At 67.2% G+C, this 15,580-nt stretch carries 15 protein-coding genes and 1 pseudogene; 11 read left to right on the top strand and 5 right to left on the bottom strand.

Going from position 1 to position 15,580, the window contains the following annotated elements:
• The first annotated feature begins 35 nt into the window (after nt 1–35).
• From OG844_RS46690 to OG844_RS46650, 9 genes and pseudogenes are all read left to right on the top strand, one after another.
• Nucleotides 36–425: a lactococcin 972 family bacteriocin gene (locus OG844_RS46690; protein ID WP_331734846.1), complete on the top strand. Its 390-nt coding sequence runs from the start codon at nt 36–38 to the stop codon at nt 423–425.
• A 371-nt stretch (nt 426–796) separates the two neighbouring features.
• Nucleotides 797–1,390 (top strand): DUF6518 family protein, encoded by a 594-nt coding sequence (locus OG844_RS46685; RefSeq protein WP_331734844.1) that lies wholly within the window; start codon nt 797–799, stop codon nt 1,388–1,390.
• 91 nt (nt 1,391–1,481) lie between these two features.
• Complete coding sequence (locus OG844_RS46680) at nt 1,482–1,850, top strand: transposase (RefSeq protein ID WP_406396525.1); 369 nt, start codon at nt 1,482–1,484, stop codon at nt 1,848–1,850.
• A gap of 51 nt (nt 1,851–1,901) precedes the next feature.
• A pseudogene (locus tag OG844_RS46675) lies at nt 1,902–2,408 on the top strand (IS5 family transposase); the annotation flags it as partial.
• 481 nt (nt 2,409–2,889) lie between these two features.
• A complete protein-coding gene (locus OG844_RS46670; RefSeq protein ID WP_331734840.1) occupies nt 2,890–3,981 on the top strand; it encodes an IS630 family transposase in 1,092 nt (363 codons plus the stop codon).
• 116 nt (nt 3,982–4,097) lie between these two features.
• The gene (locus tag OG844_RS46665; RefSeq protein WP_331734838.1) at nt 4,098–4,604 is read left to right on the top strand and encodes an IS5 family transposase; all 507 of its coding nucleotides are present in this window, start codon (nt 4,098–4,100) and stop codon (nt 4,602–4,604) included.
• Between the two features lie 222 nt (nt 4,605–4,826).
• Entirely contained in the window at nt 4,827–5,348 is a 522-nt protein-coding gene (locus OG844_RS46660) for a hypothetical protein (RefSeq protein ID WP_331734836.1), read from the top strand.
• A gap of 265 nt (nt 5,349–5,613) precedes the next feature.
• Nucleotides 5,614–6,300, top strand: coding sequence for an HNH endonuclease family protein (locus OG844_RS46655; RefSeq protein ID WP_331734886.1), 687 nt, complete (start codon nt 5,614–5,616; stop codon nt 6,298–6,300).
• Nucleotides 6,301–6,393: 93 nt separating this feature from the next.
• Nucleotides 6,394–6,987 carry an isochorismatase family protein gene (locus OG844_RS46650; RefSeq protein ID WP_331734833.1) on the top strand — a complete coding sequence of 198 codons (594 nt, stop codon included), beginning with the start codon at nt 6,394–6,396 and terminating at the stop codon, nt 6,985–6,987.
• A gap of 228 nt (nt 6,988–7,215) precedes the next feature.
• Here the strand turns inward: OG844_RS46650 and OG844_RS46645 are convergent, their stop codons facing one another.
• The 5 genes from OG844_RS46645 to OG844_RS46625 all read right to left on the bottom strand — a co-directional run bounded on the left by OG844_RS46645 (nt 7,216) and on the right by OG844_RS46625 (nt 10,846).
• Nucleotides 7,216–7,689 (bottom strand): lamin tail domain-containing protein, encoded by a 474-nt coding sequence (locus OG844_RS46645; protein WP_331734830.1) that lies wholly within the window; start codon nt 7,687–7,689, stop codon nt 7,216–7,218.
• Between the two features lie 427 nt (nt 7,690–8,116).
• Nucleotides 8,117–8,356: a hypothetical protein gene (locus tag OG844_RS46640; RefSeq protein ID WP_331734827.1), complete on the bottom strand. Its 240-nt coding sequence runs from the start codon at nt 8,354–8,356 to the stop codon at nt 8,117–8,119.
• Nucleotides 8,357–8,584: 228 nt separating this feature from the next.
• Nucleotides 8,585–8,842 carry a hypothetical protein gene (locus OG844_RS46635; RefSeq protein WP_331734824.1) on the bottom strand — a complete coding sequence of 86 codons (258 nt, stop codon included), beginning with the start codon at nt 8,840–8,842 and terminating at the stop codon, nt 8,585–8,587.
• A 718-nt stretch (nt 8,843–9,560) separates the two neighbouring features.
• Nucleotides 9,561–10,259, bottom strand: coding sequence for a hypothetical protein (locus OG844_RS46630; protein ID WP_331734822.1), 699 nt, complete (start codon nt 10,257–10,259; stop codon nt 9,561–9,563).
• Nucleotides 10,259–10,846, bottom strand: a complete 588-nt coding sequence (locus OG844_RS46625) for an RNA polymerase sigma factor (protein WP_331734820.1) — start codon at nt 10,844–10,846, stop codon at nt 10,259–10,261. The genes OG844_RS46630 and OG844_RS46625 overlap by 1 nt, the downstream gene beginning before the upstream one ends.
• A 1,119-nt stretch (nt 10,847–11,965) precedes the next feature.
• Here OG844_RS46625 and OG844_RS46620 point away from each other — a divergent pair.
• Entirely contained in the window at nt 11,966–12,469 is a 504-nt protein-coding gene (locus OG844_RS46620) for an effector-associated constant component EACC1 (protein ID WP_331734884.1), read from the top strand.
• Nucleotides 12,469–15,558, top strand: coding sequence for a caspase, EACC1-associated type (locus tag OG844_RS46615; RefSeq protein ID WP_331734818.1), 3,090 nt, complete (start codon nt 12,469–12,471; stop codon nt 15,556–15,558). The genes OG844_RS46620 and OG844_RS46615 overlap by 1 nt, the downstream gene beginning before the upstream one ends.
• The last annotated feature ends 22 nt before the right edge of the window (nt 15,559–15,580 follow it).

Genomic DNA, 15,580 nt, shown 5'->3' with positions numbered 1-15,580 from the left:
CAGCTGAGAAAGTAAATGTGGGGGGCTTGGATATAATGAAGGCTGTCGGTAAGTCTTTCACTTTCGCCGTCGTGTCTGCGGCCCTGGCTGCCGGAGTTATTGCTCCTGCCGCCACCGCCAGTGCGGCAACGCCGGAACCTACTGGGGGCATGGTCACCCTCACCTTCAGTGAGGGGACGTCGGTGATGCCGCTCACCACGATTGATGTGGGTGGTGGTGTGTGGACGTACGGCGCAGATACCTCGGTCTCGGGGTCGAAGAGGTGCTACTCGTATTACCACCACGGCACCAAGATGCACAAAGCGACTGTGAAGATGGCCGGACTCACTCGGTCCGGGGCTCGGGAGGCCGGAGCCACGGCCCGGGCTGAAATCACCGCGGGTGCTGCGTATACGTGCCAGGCGTTCTGGAGCAACCTCGAATAGTAGGTGCCGCAATCAGGTCTGTACTCGGCGTCGCAGGCTCTGGTCGCGCGACGTCGAGTGCGGTTCCCTGTGGCCTCTGAAGACGCTCGAGACGTGGGCGGGGCCGTGCTGCATGATCAAAGGGATCTTGGCACTTGAGAGCCCTTGACCCAGTCACGGCCTGCCAGGAGTGGGTGAGCGCAAAATTGCCGCTGGGCCGCTTGGCTCGCTGGAGTGGTCGAGGAGGCCCCGCCGGTGAGGTCACAGCACCGTCACGCTGCATCAGTTTTAATTCTCCAGTAAACCAATAGTTGGGTTCAACGGTCGCTGCGGCTCGTCGCCGGTGGTGAACGTCTGGCGCCCGCTTACAAAGCAAAGGCCTCCCGCTACTCGTGTTCACCTCACGTTCCTTCGTGCTGACGTCTGTGGCCGCACTGGCAGCTGGCGCGGCACTCGGGATTGGCGCTCCTCTCCTTGGGGCGACTGAAGCTACCGTCGGCAACGCGATTCATCTCACCTTGTCTGGTGGATGGTTTTGGGCGGCCTTTTCCTTCTGTGTCGGCTTCGCGCGTACATCCAGACTTGAGTCCGCTGTTTTGTCCTCTGTGTCCCTGGTTGTGGCCGTTGTTACCTATTACGTAACAAAGCTATGGCAGGAAGGTTCCTTTGATTCTTCGGTCTTCTCGAGGATAATTTTTTGGTCTATGGCCGCTGCCGCATTTGGGCCCATTCTGGGAGTGGCGGGAAACTTGGCCCGCAATCACGGGCTCCGAGGTCTCGCCTTTCGAGTCCTTATTCCATTGATGGCCATAGTGGAGACTTCGCAGAGAATTCGCCTGGAATCTCCCTCGATGGGTGCAACTGCTGGCGCGACATGGGGCTGCATTCGGCTGGTGGCAGTTGCTGCAGTTTTCGCCCTAGTGGGGCACGCAGTGATTATCTGGCGACTTCGCCCAGGCGTAAGACGGCGTGGCTTCGACGCATAAACTGCGAGCCTGAATTGCGGACGGTTATTTTATCAGAGTCGATACTCCAGCTGTAAGACCGTGATCTTCCTTTCTGATTGCCGGCTTGTCGGTGGTAGCGGCTGATCCTGGATCGGGCCAAGTGGGCGACGCGTCCAGAGGGACCGTTGTAGCCGGTTATGGGGCGGGGAGAGCGTGGCGATCTGCGGACGCCGAATGGGAGCGGCTGCGGCCGTTCCTGCCGGTGAGCAATGGTCGGTGTGGGCGGTGGCGTGATCATCGACAGGTGATCGATGCGATCGCCTGGAAGTTCCGGACCGGGGCTCAGTGGGTGCATTTGCCCGCCGAGTACGGCTCGTGGAAGGGCGTCTATACGAGGCTGAGGAACTGGGCCATCGATGGCACTTGGGAGCGTGCGTATCACCGCGCTCCTCACCCAGGCCGATGCGGACGGCGACCTGGACTGGGTCGTAGCGGTTGACTCCACGATCGTGCGCGTTCACCAGCACGCGGCCGGGGCTCGCAAAAGGGGGCCTCGGCCGAGGAGCCCGGCGACCATGCCATAGGCCGCTCCCGCGGCGGGCTGACTACGAAGATTCACCTCGCCGCCGACAACAACTGTCGGCCGCTGGCCTTCGTGCCCACCGCCGGACAGGCCGGTGACGCACCCGCCTTCGCGGACGTGATGGGCCACCTACGTGTCCCGCGCCGACGCGGGCGACCTCGCACCAGGCCGACCGTAGCGCTTGCCGATAAGGCGTACTCCTCACGCGCCATTCGTGACCACCTGAGCAAGCGCGGCATCCGGGCGGTGATTCCGGTTCCGGCGGACCAACGGGGCCACCGCCTGCGTCGAGGCAGCCTCGGCGGTCGCCCACCCGCCTTCGACCGTGAGACGTACAAGCAACGCAACACGGTCGAGCGGTGTATCAACCGGCTGAAGCAGTGGCGCGGCATCGCCACCCGCTACGAGAAGACCGCCACGGTCTACCGCGCCGGCCTCCTCATCGCGGGCATCGTCCTCTGGTCTGCCCGCTGAACGAACAAGCAGATCACGGCCGGAGGCATTCTCCCTGCGGATCGAAGCAGACGAGCCCGTGTTCGCGAGCGAGCGTAGCGGCGTACTCGGACACTTCTTCCGCTTTGCCATGGGACACGAGCAAGTACACGATCGGGCCCGATGCCTCCTCGATGACCGGCGGGGACGCCCATACGACACTGCGATCGACGTCGTCCGGATATCGCGCGACGAGCGCTTCCACATACGCCACGATGCGTGGCGCTGGAGGGACGACGAGTCCGACTCCAGGTAGCGCTCGTAGAGTTCGTCGTAGGTCAAGCACGCTCGGCGGTCATCGAGTGGACGGTCGCCGTCCCATACCGCAAGGTCATAACTCACAAGCGCATCGTCGCAGGCAGCAGGCCCACCAGCACCAGCAGGCCCGAGGATCGAACCTTCACCAAGTGATCCGTAAGAGAGCTCCTAGTGACCTGAGTCAGAGGTTTGGCGTTAGTTGGCTATGAGTCGTCCGGGGCCGAAGATTCCGCCGCTGTCACTGACCGATGCTCAACGGGCTGTGCTGGAGGGCTGGGTGCGTCGGCGGACGACCGCGCAGGCGCTGGCTCAGCGGTCACGGATCGTGCTGGAGTGCGCGGACGGCCACTCGATCATGGAGGTGTCCCGTCGGCTGCGGGTTGCGCCGGACACCGTCCGCACCTGGCGGCGGCGCTTCCTGGAGAACGGCTTGGACGGCTTGTGTGACGAGCCCAGGCCGGGTGTCCCGCGGAAGATTACCGACGCGGATGTGGAACGAGTGATCGTCAGAACGCTCGAGGAGACGCCGAAGAACGCGACGCACTGGTCGACGCGCTCGATGGCCGCCGCGACGGGCATGTCGCAGTCGACGGTATCCAGGATCTGGCGGGCGTTCGCTCTGGCCCCGCACCGCTCGCAGACCTACAAGCTCTCCACCGATCCGTTCTTCATCGATAAGGTCCGCGATGTCGTCGGCCTCTATCTCGACCCGCCGGAGAAGGCTCTGGTTCTCTGCGTGGACGAGAAGTCGCAGATCCAGGCCCTGGACCGGTCCCAGCCGGTCCTGCCGATGATGCCCGGGGTTCCCGAGCGCCGAAGTCACGACTACATCCGCGCCGGCACCACCACTCTCTTCGCCGCCCTGGAAGTCGCGACGGGCAAGGTGATCGGGTCGCTCCACCGCCGCCACCGGGCCGTCGAGTTCAAGAAGTTCCTGGCCAAGCTCGACAGGGAAGTCCCGGCCGGCCTTCAGGTCCACCTGATCCTCGACAACTACGCGACGCACAAGACGCCCGAGATCAAGAAGTGGCTGCTGGCACACCCGCGCTTCCACCTGCACTTCACACCTACCAGCGCGTCGTGGCTGAACCTGGTCGAGCGGTGGTTCGCCGAACTCACACAGAAGAAGCTTAAGCGCGGAGTACACCGCTCCGTCCAGGCCCTCGAACGTGACGTCCGGGCCTGGCTGGCCGACTGGAACGACCAACCCAGGCCCTTCATCTGGACCAAGACGGCCGACGAAATCCTCGACAAAGTCGCCGCCTACTGCCACCGAATCTCTGACTCAGGTCACTAGGGGCAGACCTGTTGGCGTCGCCTGGACCGGCGGCAGAAAGCAGGAGTCTTCGACCGGCTGCACCGGGTTCTGCTTGCAGAGCTGAACGCCGCCGGCGAACTCGACTGGTCACGGGCGTGCGTGGATGGTTCCCACATCCGCGCGAAAAGGGGAATCCGATACCGGCCCGTCGCCGGTCGACCGGCGGAAGACGAGCAGTAAAACACCACCTGATCTGCGATAGACATGGCACCCCGCTCAAGGTCATCACGACCGCGGCCAACGTCAACGACGTCACCCAGACGCTCCCCTTGGTCGACGGCATCCCGCCCGTCGCGGGCCGCCCAGGCCAGCCCCGCCGCAGACCTGAAGCTCTGCTTGGCGACAAGGGATACGACGCCAACGCCCACCGCGACGAGCTCCGTCACCGGCGGATCCTGCCCATCATCTCCCGCAAGGGATCACCGAACATCAAGGGCTTGGGCAAGCTCCGCTACGTTGTCGAGCAGACCTTTGCTCTGCTCCACCACTTCAAGCGCCTGGCCGTCCGCTGGGAATGCCGCACCGACCTCCACGACGCCTTCGTCTCCCTCGCCTGCAGCCTCATCTGCTGGCGGCGGCTTCGGAAGCCCAAGAACGGCTGACTGGTGTCAGGGCAGGCCAGGGACCCGATGGGCTGCTTCAGACGTTGGTACCCTCCGCATCTACGGCGAGGCGGGGGAGATGATCGTGGACCTGCGTGAAGTGCTCCCCGCGCCCGCGGGGATGATCCGATGATCTGCCCGTACCCGGCGTCCGCGTCGAGTGCTTCCCGCCCGCGGGGATGGTCCCCCGTGGCGAGCATCCCTGCTGGCAGACTGCACCGCATGAGCCCCGTGACGCCCGCCCGCGCCCTCCTGTTGGTCACCAGCGGCATAACCTGCCTGGCCACCGCGGCGGGCGCGCTGGTGGGTCTCATCCTCGACGGCACGCTCGCCGCCCTCATCTTGGGGCTCAGCATGGGGGCCGGAACTGCCCTCGGCTCGTTCTTCGTACGGCGGCGCGCCACGGCCGCCTACGAGCGTGCCCGGACAGCAGTGATGGCGCGCGGCTACGCCGAAGGCGTCGCCCAGTACGTCCTGCTGATCGTCTCCAACTACGAAGCCGCGGTCTTCCCCCGCACCGGGCCCCATGGCGTCACCCCTGAGGAACGCGCTGCGCGCCGCAGCGACGCCTACAAGATCGCCGCCGAGGAAGAAGTACCCCACCGGGTGCGCGAGGCAGCCGCCAACGTCCTGGCCGCCCTGGACGACGACGATCACGGACGCTCCGTCGCCGCTCAGAGTGCGCTCATCATCGCCGTGGACGAACACACCAAGCAGCGCATGCCGTTGCCCCCGGGACGGTAGCCGCCGCCCGCGTGCATGTTCACGTCCTCGCCTCCACGGGAAGGGGCCAGCCGATCACCACGCTGGCACGGCGCAGGCGGCGCCCCGTGACGGCGGCATCAGGGTCAAGTGCGCGCCGACGCCGCGGGCCGCCAGCCTGCTGCGCCCACCGGATGGGCTGCGGGTCCGGTAGTGAACCGTTCCTGCGGTGAATGTCGACGCCCGTGTGGGTGAGAGATCGCTGCCGGGTATCGGCCTGGGGTGGTGCGGCCGGTAGAACGCGGTGGTGATCAAGAACTGTTTGCGCGGCTTCGGCGCGCTTTCCCTCGCTCTCGTTCCACTCGTCGCTTCCGCTCCGGCACAGGCCGCCCAGTCTCCCGCAGGGGTGCGGGCTTCTGAGGTGACCACGCTCGCCGATGCCGTCGGCCTGGTCACGGTCGTCGCTGAGGACCGTACCGGTTACACCCGCTCGTCTTTCAAGCACTGGAACTCCGGTGATCTGGCTGATGGCTGCAACACCCGCAACGAGGTCCTGATCGCTGAAGCGACCACGGCGCCCGCGGTGGCGGCCGGGTGCAAGCTGACCGGCGGCACGTGGTGGTCGTATTACGACGGCCAGGAGGTCGTTGATCCCGGCGCCCTGGACATCGACCACATGGTTCCGCTGGCCGAAGCCTGGGACTCCGGTGCCTCGGCCTGGACGGCCGCCCGGCGTGAGGCGTACGCGAACGACCAGGGTGCGGCGACGTCGCTGGTCGCAGTGACCGCTCGCACGAACCGTCAGAAGTCCGACCAGGACCCGGCCCAGTGGCTGCCGCCGGCCCCGGCAGCGCAGTGCCGGTATGTGGGGGAATGGGTGTCCACCAAGCTGCGCTGGCAGCTGTCCGCCGATGCTGCCGAGCTCGAGGCGCTGAAGGTGTTCGCCGAGGGGCCCTGCGAGGACAGCATCGTCTCCTACACCCCCGCCCCGTAACTGTCCCCGCGCCGGGGGCCTGAGCCCAATGGCTTCGTCACCCCGGCGCAGACGTGTTCCCGTTTGCTCCGTATGACCTGAGAGGCGTGTGTGATGAGCCGAGGCTTGATCGTCGTGGATGTACAGAACGACTTCTGCGAGGGAGGCAGTGTCCCCGTCTCCGGAGGCGCACGGATCGCTACCGCCGTCGCCGATCTGGTGGAACGCAAGGCGGGTGGCGACTACCAGTGCATCGTCGCGACCCGGGACCACCACATCGACCCGGGGAGCCACTTCTCGAAGAACCCCGACTTCAAGGACAGCTTCCCCGTCCACTGCGTAGCCGGGAACGAGGGCGGCGAGTTCCACCCCAACTTCGCGCCCACAGCCAACAGCGGCAAGGTGGACGCCGTCTTCTTCAAGGGCGCTCACAGCGCCTCCAAGAGCGGCTTCGAAGGCGCCGACGAACACGGCACACCCCTGGCCAACTGGCTGCGCGACCGCGGCGTGGAAGACGTCGACGTGGTGGGCATCGCCACCGACCACTGCGTGCGCGCGACCGCGCTGGACGCCGTCAAGGCCGGGTTCCGCGCCCGCGTACTCCTGGACTACTCGGTCGGCGTAGCCCCGGACACGACAGCCTCGACACTGGAGGACTTCCGCCAGGCAGGAGTCGCCGTCTCCGGCCAGACACCCGCACCGCAATAGACGGCCCAACGAACAGCGGATGCCGACGGGCGAAGTTCGACCGATCACGGTCGTGCTCGGTCCCGGCTGCGCCGGTGGTCGGCATGACGGCCGAACTGCCCGCACCGGACGAACGGTGCGGGCAGTTGATGATGAGGATGGATCCCGCTCCGGCGGGCCACTTACCTGCCTTCACCCCTCGTGGGGTCCAGCAGGCAGGAGCCGGCTTTCAGCCCGCCGTGGCGTTGATCAGCGGCGGTGGTGGTTGCGGCCCCAGGAGTCGGTGTCGACGGTGCGGCCGCGGTCGTTGCGCAGGACGGCGGTGTCGGAGTAGTTGTCCCAGACGTAGGAGCGGCGGTCCTGGAAGAGGTCGGTGCGGGTGTCGCGGCCGATGCCGGTGTGGACGCGGACGGTGGTACGTCCGGCGAGGCGGACGTCGTCGAAGCGGTAGCGGTTACCGTCCTCGTCGCGCAGGGTCCAGCCGTCCAGGTTGACCGCGCGGCGGCTCTGGTTGGTGATCTCGACCCACTCGGCGTTCAGCGACCGGTTGCTGCGGTTGTCACGGCCCGGGCTGTCGGCCTGCACGTCACTGATCACGACGCGGGGGCCGTGGCGGTGGCGGTCGCCGTCGTCGGCGGAGGCCGGCAGCGCGATGGCTGAGACAACGGCACCGGCCGCAAGGACGGTAGCGGCTGCGCGGCGGGCAGTCGAAGAAGCAGACATAGGTGATGTCCCCTCAATCACAATGCCCTGGGCCCAGTTCAAGACCCCAGGGGCGGTACGAGTTCCCGACCCGTCGTGGGCCGAGAACACACACTCTGCGGCCCCGACCGGCGCCTCGGCAGACCGAACCGACCCCGGTAACCAACTGCGGACATTTCCGTAACCATCGCCTGCATCGGTCAATCGATGGATATCGACATGAACGCGACATTCGATGAGAGCTGCACCCACCCAGCAGTGATCGGCAGCAACCGCTTGCGTACCCCGGCGCACAACCAGCCCAACCTTCGGCGCACAGCCGGGCAGGGCGTCACCTGCCAGGTAACAGGGCCCCAGACTCACTTTTCGAACACACGACACGGATGTCGCACACGAGAACGAACAGGCACGCGGTGCCCGCCGCTCGTTCGGCGCTCCTGCGGGCTCCTCAGCAGCGCGGGTCCTCCCCAAACGCTTCCCTCATCCCCCGGGCCACCGACCGGTCGAAGAAGGGCTTCGCGAAGGGCTCGTCGCGGTTGTCGATGATCACGTCGGCGAACCTGACGGTCCATTCCCCCGCCGGATGTCCCTCGAGCGCCTCGCGGACCGCAGCCCGCAACAACTCCTGATCCCGCGCAGCCATGCCAGGGCAGCTGGCAAGAACGTCATCGGAGAAGTCGTCGGGCATACGCCGTGCTTTCGCTGTCATATCCCTTCCAACGACGATCGGCCGCCCGGGACGCGCAGACCTTCAGCAGCGAACTAGTGGACTGCGCGGGCCGGCGGCGTCGCCCCGGGGCGACGCCGCCGGCTCGTTGGTATCGGGAGACCACAAGCGGGTTACACCGGTTCAGCCAGGTGCCTGGCAAACGCCACTGACCGGCCGGGCGAACGTGCCACGGCCCGGGCGCCATGGTCAAAGTCGTCGGATCAGGACCACAGTGGTGCTCACCACCAGGCCAGCGAGAGTCGCGATACCTAGGGCCGTCCCGATCGGCTCCTTGAGCACGGGATAGGCGTGAACGAGGAAAGCCCCGAACACGCACGCCATGAGCGCGACCACTACAGCGATCACCACCACCGGCACCACCCACGGCTGACGGTCGCCAGTGGGCTCGGCCACCGGGGCAGGCGTGCCAGCGGGCGGCTGCGGGTTCTGCGGAGCGGTGGTCATCAGGGTCCCCCTCGGGATCGGTTTCGGTACGGGAGGTTGAGGCCGGGAACGGCCCTTCACCCCTTCGATGGCGAGGCGGGTGTCCAGACAGGACAACCGCGAAATCTCGCGTGGGGCAGCACCATGGAGCACCACGGGGTAAGCCCCGCAAGTCCACTGGAAATCACGGGCGCTGTGTGGCTCACGAACCACAAAAGGCGCCGTGTGGCGCTCTCCGGGCCGAACAGAGCAGACCCGAACGGGAAAGGCCCGAGGCTGCTGAAAGCAGCTCAGATCGCGAGCTGCTTCACCTTGCCGGAGTCTTACCTGTTCGTAGAACACCCGAGATCGCGCAGACTTGGCACCGTCCAGCCACTCATCCATGCGCAACGACCGCCACCACGAGCACTGCGCAAATTGCGCATCAGGTCGATGCACTCAGTTGTCCAGCGGCGTCAGCCACCAAGCCCGCCCGTCATAGAGAAGCGGCCGGCGCTGCAAGGCGCGCATCAGGCATGTCCAGGGGTGGGCTGGCGATACGCACACCACCGCGGCACACGGCGGCACCGGGCGAGTTACAGGCCTAAGAGTGGCAACTGGTTGCGCGCAGCTCCGCGCGCCGGCGGGCGAGCGCCAGCCTTCTAGCTGCATGAAGGGGTCCGACAGACCGCCGTGGCGCAAGGGGAGCGCGGAGCGGCGTTTTCCGTGGAGGGGAGACGCCGCTCCTGATTCCGCTTGGCTACCTGGCGAGTGCTTCGGGCAGGTGGTTGCCGGCCACGAAGTGCTTGACGAGGTCCTGGTCGACGGGTGCGGCGTGTGCCGGTTGCCAGATCGAGGGGGCGGCTGACAGGCGTAGAGGTTCGGGCAGGTGCTGGTCGGCCCTGTAGCCGAGGTATCGGGAGTACGCGCACCAGGCGCGTGCCGCGGGGAGCGGGCCCGTCGCCGCGTGGTAGACGGCGAGGACGTGGGCGGAGAGCGCGTGGTCGGCGCCGGCGGCGTAGCCCCACCAGTACAGGGCGCTGTCCTTCCGGTCGAGGATGTAAAGGAGGCAAGCGAAGGCGCAGGCGCCGGTGGCGTCGTAGTCGTGGTCGAAGGCCTCCATGAGTGCGGTGACGTCGTCCGCGCACAGGACTGTCTCGCATAGCCGTCGGACGTGGTCGAGGGAGGCGGCAGGCCGGTCCGCGGGGTCTGAAATGGTGAAGGGGGTGGGGCGTCGCCGAGGGCCTCGCCTTGTCGCGGGGCGGGTGGAGCGGTGTGGCTGCGTGTCGAAGGAAGGGGGCGCTGCCGCGGAGTCGGGAAGGCCGGCCTGGACCCGCTGCGGGCGGGCGGGTGTCTGTTCGATTCGTGCGAGGAGCCGTCGCATGAAGTCGTCGGTGTCGTGAGTGCTGAGCATGTCGTGCAATACCTGCGCTTCGGCGCGCAGGGCTTCTTCGAGCATCAGGAATCTCCTCCCTTCCCCAGTTCGGGGAGATCCATGAGGGCGTGCAGGGCTTTGAGTCCGAGCGAGATGTTGGCCTTGGCGGCGCCAGGCGTGATGCCGAGGCGTTCGGCGATCTCCGCGGCGTTTTTGCCCTCGAGGTAGCGCAGCCGGACGCATTCGGCTTGCTTGGGTGCCCGCTCCTCGAGGATGGCCCGTGCCTGGTCGAGCGGTTCGTACCCGCGCAGTTCCAGCAGGTCGTCAGCGGAGGGTGTGCGGGGCAGTCCGGATCCCGCTACGGGGATCTCGCGGTCGGCCAGGCGGGCCCTACGCCGGTAGTAATCGATGGCGATGGTGCGCACCATCGTCATTGCGAGGGCGAGCGGGTTGGCGTGGGCTTCGATGACCGTCCACTTGGTGTGTATCTTCACCGCCGCGATCTGTACGACCTCGTCGGCGTCATGCAGGTTGCGCAGGCGGCCCATGGCCACGCGCATGAACTCGGCCTTGTGCTCGCGGATGAACTCCTGGAAGTCCATCTGCTTCCGGGAGGGCTCCGGGATCTCGCCGGGCTCGGCGAGCTCGTGGCTCTCGTAGGGGCCGTTCACCGGGCCCCCTCGACCAAGGGGCGGGTGTTCGGTGCGGTGCGCGCGGTGCTGTGGAACGCGCGAGCCTGCGAGGCGATGCGGACGGCACAGGAACCAGAGGTCCCGTGGTCTGCGACGGTCAACCGGTAGACGCCAACGTCGGTCGGCGCGTACCAGGCCCTGATAAGCCTCACGGACTCCTCCTCTTCTTCAGGTGGGCCCCGGCGCACGTCGTTGCGCTCCGAGGGCTTGTTTCACCCCCTACACCGATCGGGTGACCCTCCTGAGTTAAGCGTGAGCCGCACGTTTCCTCATGCTCAGTGATCAGGCGGTTACGGATAGACACCTGACCTGCGACAATCACATAATAGGTGACATAGATCACATCAATGGGGCGCATGAACGCGCAGTGCTACCTGTCATGCACACCCCGTATTCATTTCGAGCGGGGAAATGTCATTCGAGTGGAGGTCGGCCCTTCACCGGCGCTTCCCCGCATCTCAGATTCGTACGACGGAGTTCGGGATCGAGAGACCTGGCCATCGCAGAGGCGCATGGTCGGCCCTGGGCCTGTGGTTCGGATGGCCGATGGGCAGCCCGGATGGCAAGGAGAACGTTCGTCGTGGTCGACATCACCGAGATCTACGTCCACTGGTACACGGGCCGCTCCAAGAGCGAGCTGGCCCGTCGCTGGGGGCGGACCGCAAGACGATCAGGAAGTACCTGGAGCCGGCGGAGGCGTCCGGGATCATCCCGGGCGGGCCGCCGATGCGGGAGGCCGACTGGGCCAAGCTGATCAAGAGCTGGTTTCCGGAGCTGTCCGACCGGCGGCTGCGGCAGATCACGTGGCCGGAGGCGGTAACGACACGATCCACGTCACACTCTCCCTCGGCAGCGGCGAACAGGTCACCACCGAGCCCACACCTGTAGTCCTCCATGGACCGCTCGCCGAGCTGATGAAGGCAAACATGCTCGCAGCCGACACCGTTCTGGTCTTCCACCAGCGTCGCGCCAACCGTTCGGGCCGTGCTGTCGTCACAAGCGAAGGACAGCTGATCGTTGACGGTCACGCCACACCCTTCTCCTCCCCTGCTCTGAGTGTGGTGTGCCAACGCCCCGCCGCTGGCAGGATGATTGTCCGTGCACGGAACGATCGGCCTGGCATTCGCGCAGGCCCTGCTCTGGGGGAAGCACATGGCATCAGCACCCGTCGCAGTTGGGATTTCCATCCCGGACGACCCGGCCGCGCTTCCGTATCTGCGGGACTCGCTGCGACGGCACCCTGCCACCCGGCGCCTCGCGCTGGACGGGCAGGCACGGCAGACGGGCGGTGGCATGGACGCCCTCGCTGTGCTCAACATCGTGCTGGAACACGGCGCGGCGTACGGCTCCCTCGCCGTGGCCCTCGCGGCCCGGCTGGACAGCCGGCGGAACGCGGGCGGCAGCAGCGCGCCCGTACCGACCAACGTCACGCTGTCGGTCAACGGCGCGACGGTGTCGGTGAGCGCGGGCACCCCGGAAGACCTTGAGCACGCCATCCGGACACTGGCCGAGCGGGGAACCCTTCCGCCCGGACGAGAGGCTGGCATCCCCCTGTCCGACTCCGGACAGGACAGTGACTCCGGCTCCGGAGACGCCCGCTGATGCTTCCCGACCACGACGCCTCCCGCGCCGTGCTGATCGGCGCCCACAGCTACAGCCACCTGGGCGACCTGCGGGGCGTCGAGGGCAACGTACGCGACCTCAAGCGCTTCCTCACCAGTCCCGGCGGATGGCGCCTGCCCGAGCAGCACTGCCTGGACCGGCTGCAACCGGCCGGGCGAGACGAGCTCCTGGAGGAGCTGTACCGGGCCGCCGAAGAGGCGGAGGACACACTCCTGATCTATTACGCGGGCCACGGCCTGAACGACCCCGCCAGCGCTGAGAAGCTCCACTTGGCGATGCCCGCCTCGCACCCGGACCGGCCCTTCACCTGGATCTCGTACGACGACATCCGCCAGGCCGTGTTCCAGTCTCGCGCCGTGCGCAAGCTGGTCGTCCTGGACTGTTGTTACGGAGGCCGGGCCATCGCCGGCGGGATGTCGGGGACCTCTGGCACCCGCCAGGCCCCGGCCGCGCCGCTGGACACGGTGGCAGAGGCAGGCATGACGGAGCGCGAGGGGGTCGCGGTGCTGACGGCCGCCTCGGAGGAGGAGCAGGCCTGGTGCCCGCCCCGCGGCGACTACAGCGCCTTCACCGGTCCGCTCCTACAGCTGCTCCACCACGGCATCACCGGCCCCTTCCCCGGCCAGGCAAACGGGACGCCGCGCGGCGAGCACCGGGAATGGATCGATCTCGGTACGGCCCACGCGTATCTCCAGGCACAACTGCGGGGCAAACGCACGGACGACGGCCGTCCGCTTGCCGAGCCTCAGCTGGGCAGCCGCAACAGCGGGTGGGGCATCGTCCTGGCCCGCAACGTGGCCTACACCGGCGCGGCGCCGTCCCCCGATCCGGGCTCCCCCGGCCCGACCTTGCCCCGGCTGATCACCCTCAAGAGCCCGCGCACCGACTTCGTGGGCCGTCAGGCATGGCTCGACGAGATCGTCTCGCTCGGCAAGGAAACCGCGCAAGCGGGTGGCGGGCCCGCCGTGGTCATCGTCCACGGCATGGGCGGCGCCGGAAAGACCGAAATCATCCGCCAGGCGGCGGATCGGCTGACGGATCACTTCGACGCCGCGCACTTCGAGATTGCCCTGGACGGCTACACCAAGGACCGAGACCCCCAAGACCCCGACCTGATCATCACCGAGCATCTTCAGCGCATCGGCTACCAGCCACAAGAAATACCCAAAAGCCCCAACGCCCGGGAAACGGAATGGAAGTCCTGGCTGTCGGGAAAACGGGCGCTGCTACTGCTCGACAACGCCCGGGAGGCCGAGCAGATCATGCCGCTGCTCCCCGGCCCGACCTCCCCCTCGCTGGTCCTGATCACCAGCCGCGACCGGCTCAACGGCGTCAACGCCCACCGGTACTTCCCCACTGCCGGGCTCGACCGTACCGAGTCAGTCGAGCTACTCCGCGAAGTCGGCGCAGGCACGGCCGCTGAAGGCACTCCCGAAGAGTTGGCAGAGATCGCCATGCTCTGCTGCGACACCCCCGTCGCGCTGCGCTCCGTCGGCACGCTGCTGCAGGACATGCCTGCGGCCAGCCTGCTGAAGGACATGCGCCAGGGTCATCCCCTGCAGTACATCCCCGACGGCTACAAGGCCGTACAAATGGCCTTCACAACCTCCTACAAGGTCCTTTCGAAAGCCCTGCAACGGCTGCTCCGGCACTGCTCCTGGCACCCGGGGCCGGATTTCGGCGAGGACTCCATCACCGCTTTGACGGACCGCCCCGGGGCTGCGACCGGGCTCGCTCTGCTGCTGCAGCGCAACCTCCTGCTGTCCGACGGCGGCCGCTTCTCGTTTCACGACCTCTTCCGGGAACACGCACAGGACGTGGCCGCAGCAGAAGCAGCCACCTTGCGGCCAGACTCCCGATCCCGCCTCTACGATTATCTCTCCAACCGGCTGACCGCAGCTCAGATCGCCGTGTACGGCATCGACTACGACGGAGCCGAGCATCCGGAAGTAACGGCCTTCCCGGATCCCGGGGCCGCCCAGTCCTGGCTTGGCATCCGGTCCGCAGAGCTCGAGGCGGCGACCCTCGCGGCCTACCAGGACCAGTGGCCCGGGGCCCTCGCCCTGGGTAAGAGAGTGGCCCGGTGGCTGCGCTTCAACGACCAGCACGGGCAAGCCCGAGAACTCCTGGACTTCATGCTCTCGTTCGCCACGGCTGCCGGCGACCGCCGCGGCCAGGCCAACGCCCTGACCGGCACCGCCGACACCCACCGGATGCAGGACGAGCACGGTCCGGCGTTGGAGGCCTACCGGCAGGCCCTTGATCTCTACCGCGCCATCGGCGACCGCCGCGGCCAGGCCAACGCCCTGACCGGCACCGCCGACACCCACCGGATGCAGGACGAGCACGGTCCGGCGTTGGAGGCCTACCGGCAGGCCCTTGATCTCTACCGCGCCATCGGCGACCGCCGCGGCCAGGCCAACGCCCTGACCGGCACCGCCGACACCCACCGGATGCAGGACGAGCACGGTCCGGCGTTGGAGGCCTACCGGCAGGCCCTTGATCTCTACCGCGCCATCGGCGACCGCCGCGGCCAGGCCAACGCCCTGACCGGCACCGCCGACACCCACCGGATGCAGGACGAGCACGGTCCGGCGTTGGAGGCCTACCGGCAGGCCCTTGATCTCTACCGCGCCATCGGCGACCGCCGCGGCCAGGCCAACGCCCTGACCGGCACCGCCGACACCCACCGGATGCAGGACGAGCACGGTCCGGCGTTGGAGGCCTACCGGCAGGCCCTTGATCTCTACCGCGCCATCGGCGACCGCCGCGGCCAGGCCAACGCCCTGACCGGCACCGCCGACACCCACCGGATGCAGGACGAGCACGGTCCGGCGTTGGAGGCCTACCGGCAGGCCCTTGATCTCTACCGCGCCATCGGCGACCGCCGCGGCCAGGCCAACGCCCTGTGGGGCGTAGCCCATCTCCGGCGCGCCAGAGGCGAATACTCGGAGGCCCGCCGCTGTTTCCAGGGCGCCTTGGAGCTTTATCGTCTGATCGGCAACACCACCTGGGCCGACAACTGCCGTGAGCAGCTCCGGGACCTCGGTGACGACGACCCCAACTGATGGGCCGGCAGCTCGGAGCCCT

Source organism: Streptomyces sp. NBC_00887, from assembly GCF_045207585.1.
Note: the sequence above shows the minus strand (reverse complement) of the source record. Positions and strands in the feature narration are given on the sequence as shown.